The 10,318-nt window shown below is 69.8% G+C and carries 10 protein-coding genes; 4 read left to right on the top strand and 6 right to left on the bottom strand.

What is annotated here, in order from left to right; translation table 11 throughout:
- A partial coding sequence (locus NM2_RS42540) for a beta-ketoacyl synthase N-terminal-like domain-containing protein (RefSeq protein ID WP_281182835.1) occupies positions 1–3,396 on the top strand: 3,396 nt, incomplete at its 5' end.
- Between the two features lie 194 nt (positions 3,397–3,590).
- Positions 3,591–4,016, top strand: coding sequence for a holo-ACP synthase AcpS (acpS, locus tag NM2_RS42535; protein WP_040820002.1), 426 nt, complete (start codon positions 3,591–3,593; stop codon positions 4,014–4,016).
- A gap of 174 nt (positions 4,017–4,190) precedes the next feature.
- On the opposite strand, the gene NM2_RS42530 is transcribed toward acpS, so the two are convergent.
- Entirely contained in the window at positions 4,191–4,823 is a 633-nt protein-coding gene (locus tag NM2_RS42530) for a TetR/AcrR family transcriptional regulator (RefSeq protein ID WP_439956982.1), read from the bottom strand.
- Positions 4,824–5,143: 320 nt separating this feature from the next.
- Here NM2_RS42530 and NM2_RS42525 point away from each other — a divergent pair, with 320 nt between their 5' ends.
- Positions 5,144–6,454, top strand: coding sequence for a DUF7159 family protein (locus NM2_RS42525; RefSeq protein WP_157121783.1), 1,311 nt, complete (start codon positions 5,144–5,146; stop codon positions 6,452–6,454).
- A 107-nt stretch (positions 6,455–6,561) separates the two neighbouring features.
- Here the strand turns inward: NM2_RS42525 and bcp are convergent, their stop codons facing one another.
- On the bottom strand, positions 6,562–7,035 hold the full coding sequence (bcp, locus tag NM2_RS42520; RefSeq protein ID WP_067682305.1) for a thioredoxin-dependent thiol peroxidase: 474 nt from the start codon (positions 7,033–7,035) through the stop codon (positions 6,562–6,564).
- 129 nt (positions 7,036–7,164) lie between these two features.
- Here bcp and NM2_RS42515 point away from each other — a divergent pair, with 129 nt between their 5' ends.
- Positions 7,165–7,389 carry a DUF3618 domain-containing protein gene (locus NM2_RS42515; protein ID WP_040820017.1) on the top strand — a complete coding sequence of 75 codons (225 nt, stop codon included), beginning with the start codon at positions 7,165–7,167 and terminating at the stop codon, positions 7,387–7,389.
- Between the two features lie 73 nt (positions 7,390–7,462).
- On the opposite strand, the gene NM2_RS42510 is transcribed toward NM2_RS42515, so the two are convergent.
- The 4 genes from NM2_RS42510 to NM2_RS42495 all read right to left on the bottom strand — a co-directional run bounded on the left by NM2_RS42510 (position 7,463) and on the right by NM2_RS42495 (position 10,209).
- Positions 7,463–7,774 carry an excalibur calcium-binding domain-containing protein gene (locus NM2_RS42510; RefSeq protein ID WP_067682302.1) on the bottom strand — a complete coding sequence of 104 codons (312 nt, stop codon included), beginning with the start codon at positions 7,772–7,774 and terminating at the stop codon, positions 7,463–7,465.
- Positions 7,775–7,947: 173 nt separating this feature from the next.
- Positions 7,948–8,289, bottom strand: coding sequence for a hypothetical protein (locus tag NM2_RS42505; protein ID WP_067682299.1), 342 nt, complete (start codon positions 8,287–8,289; stop codon positions 7,948–7,950).
- Position 8,290: 1 nt separating this feature from the next.
- Positions 8,291–8,986, bottom strand: coding sequence for a response regulator transcription factor (locus NM2_RS42500; protein ID WP_067682296.1), 696 nt, complete (start codon positions 8,984–8,986; stop codon positions 8,291–8,293).
- A gap of 29 nt (positions 8,987–9,015) precedes the next feature.
- Positions 9,016–10,209 carry a sensor histidine kinase gene (locus tag NM2_RS42495; protein WP_067682292.1) on the bottom strand — a complete coding sequence of 398 codons (1,194 nt, stop codon included), beginning with the start codon at positions 10,207–10,209 and terminating at the stop codon, positions 9,016–9,018.
- Between the last annotated feature and the right edge of the window lie 109 nt (positions 10,210–10,318).

The following is a 10,318-nucleotide window of genomic DNA, read 5'->3' as shown; positions in this document are numbered from 1 at the left end:
GTGGCGGTCTCGCTGCCCGCGGCCGGTGGCGGCGGCGGTGCGACCGTGGACGCGGCCGCGCTGGGCGAGTTCACCGAGCAGATCACCGGACGGGACGGCGTCCTGGCCACCGCCGCCCGGGTGGTGCTGGATCAGCTCGGCCTCACCGATCGGGTCTCCGCGCCCGAGGCATCCGACGAATCGCTGGTGGATCTCGTTGCCGCGGAACTGGGTTCGGATTGGCCGCGGCTGGTGGCCCCGGCGTTCGACGCCCGCCGCGCGGTGCTGATCGACGACCGCTGGGCGACCGCCCGCGAGGATCTGGCCCGGCTGTGGCTGGGCGGTTCCGGCGAGGAGGCCGTCGACGGTTTCGTCGGCGCGGGTGAAGCCGTTGCCGCGCAGGCGAACTGGTGGCGTCAGCGGGCGATGGGCGAGGCCCGTTCGGTGCTGGCCGCCCAGTACGAGCGCATCGCCGAGGCCGCGCTGAACGTCGCCGAGCCGGGTGCCTGGTCTTCGGACGTCGCGGTGATCACCGGCGCCAGCAAGGGTTCCATCGCGGCCGCCACGGCAGCGCGGCTGCTCGGCGGCGGTGCGACCGTCGTCGTGACGACCTCCACCCTGAACGACGACCGGCTGGCCTTCTACAAGCGGCTCTACCGCGACAACGCCCGCCACGGCGCGGCGCTGTGGGTGGTGCCCGCGAACATGGCCTCCTACGCCGATGTGGACGCCCTGATCGAGTGGGTCGGCAACGAGCAGATCGACAATGCCGGTGGCGCAAAGGTTCTCGTCAAACCGGCGATGACCCCGACGCTGCTGCTGCCGTTCGCCGCGCCGCGTGTGGCCGGTGACCTCTCCGACGCCGGCGCTCGCGCCGAGATGGAGATGCGCGTGCTGCTGTGGTCGGTGGAGCGGCTGATCGGCGGACTGTCCGCCATCGGCGCGGATCACAACGTGGACGCGAAACTGCATGTGGTACTTCCGGGTTCGCCCAACCGCGGCATGTTCGGCGGTGACGGCGCGTACGGCGAGGCCAAGGCCGCGCTGGACGCGGTCGTCGCCAAGTGGCGCGCCGAGAAGTCCTGGTCGCAGCGGGTCACCCTGGTGCACGCGCTGATCGGCTGGGTGCGCGGCACCGGCCTGATGGGCGGTAACGATCCGCTGGTCGAGGCCGTCGAACAGGCCGGTGTGCAGACCTGGTCCACCGAGGAGATGGCCGAGCAGCTGCTGCAATGGTGCACCGGACAGGCCCGCGTGGTCAGCGAATCCGGCCCGCAGCAGATCGACCTGACCGGCGGTCTGGCTCGCGCCAAGCTGGATCTGCCCGAGCTGGCCAAGCAGGCCCGTGAACAGGCCGAGGCCGAATCCGCTGCGGACGAGCAGAATTCGGTCGCAACCATCGCCGCACTGCCCTGCCCGCCCACCCTCAGCTCGGCGCTGCCGACCCCCGAATGGGGTTCGGTCACAGCCGATCTCGCCGATATGGTCGTCATCGTCGGCGCCGGTGAGCTGGGCCCGTACGGGTCCGCGCGCACTCGCTTCGAATTCGAGGTCTCCGAAGAGCTCTCGGCCGCGGGCGTGCTGGAGCTGGCCTGGACGACCGGACTGGTCACCTGGGAGAACGACCCGAAGCCGGGCTGGTACGACGCCGAATCCGGTGAGTACGTGGACGAATCGGAGATCGCCGAGCGGTACCACGACACCGTGGTCGAGCGCTGCGGCATCCGCCGCTACGCCGACGACGGTGCCATGACCGAGAACACCTCGCCGCTGCTGACCTCGGTGTTCCTGGACAAGGATCTGACCTTCGTGGTCAACGGTGAGGCCGAGGCGCGCGCGTTCCACGCCGCGGATCCCGAGCACACCGTGATCACACCGGTCGCGGATTCGAGCGACTGGCAGGTGATCCGGCAGGCGGGCACCGAGATCCGGGTGCCGCGCCGGGCCAAGCTCTCGCGTACCGTCGGCGGGCAGATCCCGACCGGCTGGGATCCCACCAAGTGGGGCATCTCCGCGGATATGGCCGCCTCGATCGACCGGGTCGCGCTGTGGAACATCGTGTGCACCGTGGACGCGTTCCTGTCCTCGGGCTTCAGCCCGGCCGAGCTGATGAGCTGGGTGCACCCCTCGCTGGTGGCCAACACCCAGGGCACCGGCATGGGCGGCATGTCCTCGATGCGCTCGCTGTACATCGACAACCTGCTCGGTGAGCCGCGGGCCAACGACATCCTGCAGGAAGCCCTGCCGAATGTCGCTCTGGCGCACGTGGTTCAGTCCTACGTCGGCAGCTACGGCGGGATGATCCACCCGGTCGCGGCATGTGCGACCGCGGCGGTCTCGGTCGAGGAGGGCGTGGACAAGATCCGCCTGGGCAAGGCCGATCTGGTGGTCGCCGGTGGTTACGACGATCTCGGTATCGAGGGCATCGTCGGCTTCGGTGACATGTCCGCCACCGCGGACTCGGCGGCCATGAGCGCCAAGGGAATCAGCGACCGCTACTTCTCCCGGGCCAACGACCGCCGCCGCGGCGGATTCGTCGAATCCCAGGGTGGCGGAACGGTTCTGCTGGCCCGCGGTGACGTCGCGCTGGAGATCGGCCTGCCGGTGCTCGGCGTGGTCGCCTACGCGCAGTCCTTCGCCGACGGCGTGCACACCTCGATCCCCGCGCCCGGACTCGGCGCGCTGGGCGCGGGCCGCGGCGGTCCGGAGTCCCGGCTGGCGGCGGCGCTGCGCAAGCTGGGCGTCACGCCGGACGAGGTCGCGGTGGTCTCCAAGCACGACACCTCCACGGGCGCGAACGACCCCAACGAGTCCGAACTGCACGAGCGCCTCGCCACGGCGATCGGACGTTCGGAGGGCGCACCGCTGTTCGTGGTGTCGCAGAAGTCGCTGACCGGGCACGCCAAGGGCGGTGCGGCGGCGTTCCAGCTGATCGGCCTGTGCCAGGTGCTCGAACAGGGCGTCGTCCCGCCGAACCGCAGCCTGGACTGCGTCGACGAGAAGATGAGCGAGTACCCGCATCTGGTGTGGGCGCGTGAGCCGCTGCACTTCGGAGATCGGTTCGCGCTCAAGGCCGGTCTGGTCACCTCGCTGGGCTTCGGGCACGTCTCGGGGCTGCTGGCGATCGTGCACCCGCAGGCGTTCCTCGAGGCGATCGACCCCGAGCGTCGCGAGGACTATCAGGAGCGGGCGCAGCTGCGCCGGTTGAACGGCCGTCAGCGGTTCGCCGAGGCGATGTGCGGCGGCGCGCCGATGTACGAGCGTCCGGCCGACCGGCGGTTCGGCGGCGACGGCACCCCGGCCAAGCAGTCCCGTCAGCTCGAGGCCGACGTGCTGCTCTCGGAGCAGGCGCGCCTGGGCTCGGACGGGCTGTACCTGGCCCAGGGCGGTTGCAGCACCGGCGCTCTCGCCGAATAACGAAACATCGGCCCGGCGTCGTACCTCCTATGGGACGAACGCCGCCGGGCCGCACGCCAACTCGTTTCCGCCGCGACAGCGCGCCGATCCCGTAAGGTCGGCGGGTAGTCGCGGCGGAAACGGTCGCGGGACAACCCGTCCGTATCACGTCGCCCGCATTTCACCCCCGCACTACGACGAGGAGCTCGTACGCCTTGACGATCCTGGGTATCGGCTTGGACCTGGTCACCATCTCCGAATTCGCCGAACAACTCGAGCGCGCCGGAACAACCATGCTGCGGGAGAGTTTCACCGCAGGGGAGCGGCGCTACTGCCAGAGCAAGGGCACCGATCCGGCACGCAGTTACGCCGCGCGCTGGGCAGCCAAGGAGGCGGTGCTCAAGGCGTGGGCCACCTCCCGCTTCGCCCGCAGCCCGCAGATCGGCGACAACCCCTATCCGCTGATCGAGGTCGTCAACGACGCGTGGGGCCGCCCCAGCATCAAATTGCACGGTCTGGCAGCCGAATTCCTGCCCCGCGTCCGGGTGCACCTGTCGCTCACCCACGACGGCGACACCGCCGCGGCCATGGTGGTCCTGGAAGATCCGGGCGAGCTGGCCGACCTCATCGAGCGTTCGTAGGCTCCGCTACCCGCAGCGTGTTCCGCACGCCCGGAACGATTCCGGGTGTGCGGACCGAAAGCGGTTGTGGCACATCGGGAGTACATCCGCCAGGCGTCGGGTGATCGGGGGCGCTGCCGGCACTCGATGTGATAGCCGGTCGGCGCCGAGGCCGCCCGCCGCCGTGGTGGATGCTCAGGCCTCCGGCTGACGCTGCCCGCCGGTGCGGGATTCCTTCTCCGCCACCAGAAGATAGGCGACCATCAGCCGCTTGAGCTCGCCCACGGCGTCCTCGTGACGCAGGCCGTCCTGCACGGAGAAGTTCAGCATCGAATAGACCACGTGCACGAGCACCTGCGCCATCATCGAGCGGCGGGCACGGGGCGTGCGCGGCATCAGCGGGCGCAGCATCTGCTGCACGACCTCGGCGAATTCCTTCTCGTGGATGGTCCCGGTGGCGCGGGTGGACGGGGTGGACTGCATGGCCAGCCACACCTCGCGCCGGGACGGGTCGGTCATCCACAGATCGGCCATGTGGTCCACGAACTTGTTCATGTGCCGCAGCCAGTCCATCGACGGGACCTCGCCGTTGAAATCCGACAGCTCGCGCGTCACCGCGACCAGGTCCTGCCGGTTCAGCTCGCAGACGATGACGTACTTGTTGGCGAAGAACTGATACAGCGTGCCGATCGGCACCTCCGCGCGCGCGGCCACTTCCTCACAGGTGAACGACTCGAATCCGACCTCGACGAGCAGTTCCCGGGACGACTGCAGCAGTGCGTCGAATTTGCGCTTGCTGCGTTCCTGGGTGGGGCGTCGGCGGGGCATGAGCTCTTGCGGATCGTCCTGCAACTCCAACGCCGGGTCCGGACGTCGATTCGACCTCGTTGCCGTGCGCGCTTCCACCACGTCCACCAGGCTAGCGGTAGTGACACGCTGATGACACGCGGCTGCGCCGTAGGATTCCGGTTTCGTTGCGGCTCATGACCCATCCGGCCCGGAAATGGTAACGAAGACATACCGAGTACGCGTGCGTCGACGCGACTCTCCCGCTCCGAACCTCGCACCACGCGTCGTGCGTCTTCGCGTGGTGTGCAGGCCCATATCGCATGAACCCGGCTTCACCGGCACGTCGAAAGGCATGATCAGTGGTAGCACGATCTGTGGTGACCTTCGGTGTCTCTACCGAGCGCGGCGCTGTCCACGCGGTGGCGCTGTCCGACGGGGACGGCACGCTGCCCGACCGGCTGTTGATCAGGCGGACGTTCACCATCGGCGACGGCAGGTCAGATCTGGCGAGGGCGGTCGAGGCCGCGTTCGAGGCCCTGGCCGAGGAGATCGATGCGGATCGCCGGATCGCCGGTGCGGCCGTCACCTATCGTGATCCGGCCGAGCGGCGCGCGATCGTGACGGGTCTGGCCAGTGGCCCGTGGCGCAGCGCGTCGATGGTCTCGGCCAAATCCGCCCATCTAGCCCTGGCTCGGGCGATGACGTGGACGGGCGATTTCGGTCATGTGCTGATCTGCGAGGCGATGCTGGGGTACCAGTGCTTCTCGCTGATCTCGCCGGGCCGTGATCGGGTGGTGGCATCGATCGCGGCCGCGGGGTCCGGGTTGACCGATGAGTCCATGCGTCCGGCCGTGACGGCGGCATGGGATCAGTTCGACGCGGCGGGCGTGCAGCCCGAGGCGGTGGTGCCGATCGGTTCGGGCGCGCGCACTCCGGTGGTCAAGACGAGTCTGGCCAAGGGATTCGGCGTGCCGCTCGTGCCGAGCCGGATGGGTTCGGCCGCCGCGGCGGCGGGTGCGGCGCTGGCCGTGCAACCCGAGCCCGAGGTCGTGCTCGCGCGTCCGAAGGCGTCCCGCAGCGCCGCGGTGCTGGTCACCACGGCCAGCGTGCTGGCCGGTGGTCTGATCGCGGGCGGCGTGTACGAGACGACGTCGGGTTCGCGGACGAGCACCGCACCGGATCTGGCCGATGCCGCGAACGCGACCCCGCAGCGGCAGCGCGCGGTTCCGGCCCCGCAGCCCGCCGCACGGCCCGCTCCCGCCAGGTCACCACGGCCGCAGGCACTTTCGGGCCACTCCTCGCACGAGGCCGATGCGCCGGGTGGGACGCCGATCGATTCGGCGGGCATGCTGTGGGGGCCGACCGGTAGCCACCGGATGGATCAGCACCAGCCGGCGCCCGAGCTGATGAAGGTGACCCCCGGCCCGGCCGCCGCCGGTCCCTCGACCGAATTTCCCCCGCTGCCGGAACCGAATTCGCCGGTGGTCGGGCCCAATCAGCAGCTGCTGTTCCCGGGCGAGGCCCCGCCCCCGGCACTCACTTCACCGGAATTCGCGAACTGGTGGAACAACCACTGGCGGCTGATGCTGGCGTGGGCCGCCGATCTGATGCCGCACGCGTCGCCGCACTCCGCGCAACACCCGAGTCCGGACTCGGCGCAGCGAATGTGAGTCCGCGGCCGCGAAAAACGTGGATGCTCAGTGGACGACGCATCTGCGAATAACGGTGCGGTCCGGGCGTTTCCGGCGCCCGGGCCGCACCGTTCGGTTCGGCGGCGCTAAACCGACAGATCGCGCCGCAGTTTGGCCACGTGTCCGGTGGCCCGCACGTTGTACTGCGCCAGCGCGATCGTGCCCTCCTCGTCGACCAGGAAGGTCGAGCGGATCACGCCGGTGATCTTCTTGCCGTACATGGTCTTCTCGCCGTAGGCGCCCCACGCGGTGAGCACCTCGCGGTCCGGATCGGACAGCAGCGGGAAGGTGAGCTTCTCGTTGTCGCGGAACTTGGCCAGCTTGGCGGGTTTGTCCGGCGAGACGCCGATCACGTCGATGCCCGCGCCGCCGAGTTCGGCCAGATTGTCGCGGAAGTCGCAGGCCTGCTTCGTACAGCCCGGTGTGCTTGCCGCCGGGTAGAAGTAGACGATCACCTTGCGGCCGCGGTAGTCGGCCAGGGACACCGGTTTACCGTCGGCGTCGGGAAGGGTGAAGCCGGGCGCGATATCGCCCGGAGCGAGACGGGAGTTCTCGGTCATGCCCAGCACGGTAGCTCACTAGCGTGCGGGTCGGGGCCGCAGGCGGCGGAGGCGGAGGCGATCCGGCGGCGGCGGATAGACTCCACGGCAGCGACGCACGCCCATCGGACGAATCACAGGAGATACAACGTGGCGAAGGATACCGAGAGCATCGAGCGGGAGATCGAAGCCGCGCGTAATCGGCTCGCGAACACACTCGATGAACTCGCTGTTCGGGCCGACCCGCAGCGGATCGCGGACAAGACCAAGCACGCGGTGCTCGCGAAGTTGAACGAGCCCAAGGTGAAATACGGCCTCATCGGCGCGGGCGCGGTGGTCGTGGCCGTGACGCTGGTGAAGATCTTCCGCCGCTGAGAGCTCGGGGCCCGAACGACGAACACCCGGTGCGGCATTGCGCCACACCGGGTGTCGTGTCTTCGGGGCCGGATTACTGCGTCGGGCAAGCCATTCCGGTGCCGTCCGGGTCCAGGTACGGGGCGTAACCCGGTTCGCCGCGGAACAGCGGCGCCTTGCCCGCCTTGCGGACCTCGTCGCAGTTCTTGTACACCTTGCCGCCCGCGGACCCGGTCTGGGTCAGACCGGCGGATCCGGTGGAGCCGATGAGGTCGTCGATGCTCGAAGAACCGGTGCCCGCCGAGCCCGACGGGATGTTAGGGCTTCCAGCAGATGCGGAAGGGGCAAGCGGGGCGGCGAGGGCCAAGCCCGTGCCCACGATCACGATGAGCCTGCGAACGTTCATGTATTCCTCGATAGTAGCTACGGATGACTGGACGGGACCCAACCGGCACTCCCCGTGATGCTCGGGCCGGACTCGCCGAGTCTACTGTTCTGATGGCGCGGACCGTTGTCAACCGGGTGTCCCTAGTACGCCCCGATCTCCCAGCCGGTTCCCAGGGGGCGGGCGCGCCGGAATCAGCCTCCGGGCGGCTCCGGCGGGGGTGCGTGCCATGGCGTGACCGGCGGTTTCACCCAGAGAATCTTCTCGTCGGAGCAGGCGCGCTGTGCCGCAGGGTGATTCGGATGCCGCTGTGCCCAGGCGTCCTTCTCGTCGAGTAATTCCGCTGTCAGGGACCAGGTTTCGTCGGTGCCGGGGGGATTGGTCTCCGCGGCGCGGGCGAGTTTGCGGCGAGTTGCCGGGGACAGCGCCAGGAGTTCGGCGCCGGTGATGTCGCGCTGCCAGATGTAGGCCGCCAGGCGGCGCGCCTTCTCGGCGCGGCCCTTGGCCGCGAAGTCGGTGTGCGCGTAATCGGCCATGTCAGGGGTGTGCCAGGCCGTGGCGGTAGGCGTAGCGGACGGCGTCGGCGCGGTTGCGCGCGCCGATCTTTGCGAAGGCGTTGTTGATGTGCGTCTTGACGGTCGTCTCGGAGATGTAGAGCGATCCGGCGATCTCGGCATTGTTCAGGCCCTGCCCGATGAGCCCGAGCACCTCCGCCTCGCGGGCGGTCAATCCGTCGGGCTTCGGCGTTGCGGCCGTGGCGGTTTCGCGTGCGGGTCGGGATTGTGCGGCCGTCGCGTCGGACAGCGCGGCCACCAGGCGCTGGGAGACGGTCGCGTCGAAGGTGGACTGTCCGGCGGCCGCGGCGCTGATGGCGGCGGCGATCTCGGCGCGGCCCGCGTCCTTGGTCAGATATCCGCGCGCCCCCGCCCGCAACGCGCCGAGGATGGATTCGTCGTCGGCGTAGGTGGTGAGCACGATGACCGCGGTGCCCGGATGTTCGGCGATGATCCGGGCGGTGGCGCCAGCACCGTCCAGGACGGGCATGCGCAGGTCCATCAGCACGACGTCGGGGGACAGCTCGCCCACCGCACGCACGGCCTCCTCGCCGTCACCGGCCGAGCCGACGACGCGCACCCCGTCGACGAGTCCGAGCAGCGCGACCAGACCCTCGCGCATCACCTGCTGATCGTCTGCCACGAGCACCCGGATACCGGTGCCGGGCTCGTCGCTCATGGTCTCCCTTTCGTCCCGCCGCCGCCCGTTCAGCCGGGTACTTCCGCGGTCACCACCCAGTCGCGGCCGTCGCGTCCCGGTCCGGCGGACAGGGTGCCGCCGACCAACGCGACGCGCTCGCGCATTCCGGTGAGACCGTACCCGCCGCCTTCGTCGTGCGCCCGCGGTGGCTCGATCGGTTCGGTGTCCGCGCGGATCGGATTGCGCACCGACAGCCGCACTCGCTCCGGCGCGAAGCTCAGCGCGACGGTCACCGCCGCTCCGGGTGCGTGTTTGGCGGCATTGGTGAGCGCCTCGCGGGCGGTTCGCAGCAGCGACACCACCGCGGCGGACTGCACCGCGCGCGGCTCGCCGTCGACGAGGCAGTCCACGGTCATCCGGCGATCCCGGCGATAGCCCTCGACCAGTCCGCGAACGGCCTCGGGGAGCGGGGGGACGTCCTCACGCAGCGCGGCCACCGCGCCCCGGGCCTCGGTCAGCCCGTCCTGCGCGAGCCGGTGGGATCGACGCAGATGAGCCAGTGCGCCGACCACATCGTTCTTCTCGCTGAGCAGACCCTCGGCGACCTCGAGCTGCACGGTCAGCGCGCCGAGGGAGTGCGCCAGCACATCGTGCATCTCCCGGGCGATGCGGGCGCGTTCGTCCAGCGCGGCGGCGCGGGCGTGTTCCTGCTGCGCGCGACGAGTCTGTTCGAGCAGCATTTCGGTCTGATGGATCTGCAGGCGGAACTGGCGGCGATACAGGCCCATCAGCAGCACGATCACCAGTATCGCCACGGGGGTGAGCACATGGGTGCTGAGATCTCCGGCGAGCAGATCGCTCAGGACCAGCACAGCGGCCGCGGTGGCGAGGCTACTCAGGATCAGCCGGGTGCTCGCCGTGATCTGCCTGGCGAAGACGCCGACCGTCACCCACAGCTGGATCACCGGGGCGCTGACCGTGTTCGCGTCGGGCCATGGCCCGGTGGCGACGGCCGCGAGCATCATGCAGCCGATCAACGCGGGCACCACCAAGCGCGGCCGAGCATCGCCGCACACCTCGTAGATCAGGAAGACCGCGTACGCGCCGCCGAAGACGATCCACAGCCATACGGGCACCGGACCGCGGTGGTTCCACAGCAGATTCGCCGCCAGCAGCAGGCCGCCGATGATCCGGAACAGCGGGCTGCTCTCCGGATCGCTGCCGAGCAGCCGTCGCGCGGCACGCGGGAGCGTCTGCGCCATCACTCTCCTCCGGATCGGTACCGCCCAGCATTGTCGCCGATCACCGGCGGCGCAGCGCGGCTGCGGCGTGTCGTACGCCGCCGGTGCGGCGCGCGCCGCCGAGTCGGGC

It is taken from the genome of Nocardia miyunensis NBRC 108239 (assembly GCF_001613065.1).
Taxonomy (GTDB): Bacteria; Actinomycetota; Actinomycetes; order Mycobacteriales; family Mycobacteriaceae; genus Nocardia; species Nocardia miyunensis.
Note: the sequence above shows the minus strand (reverse complement) of the source record. Positions and strands in the feature narration are given on the sequence as shown.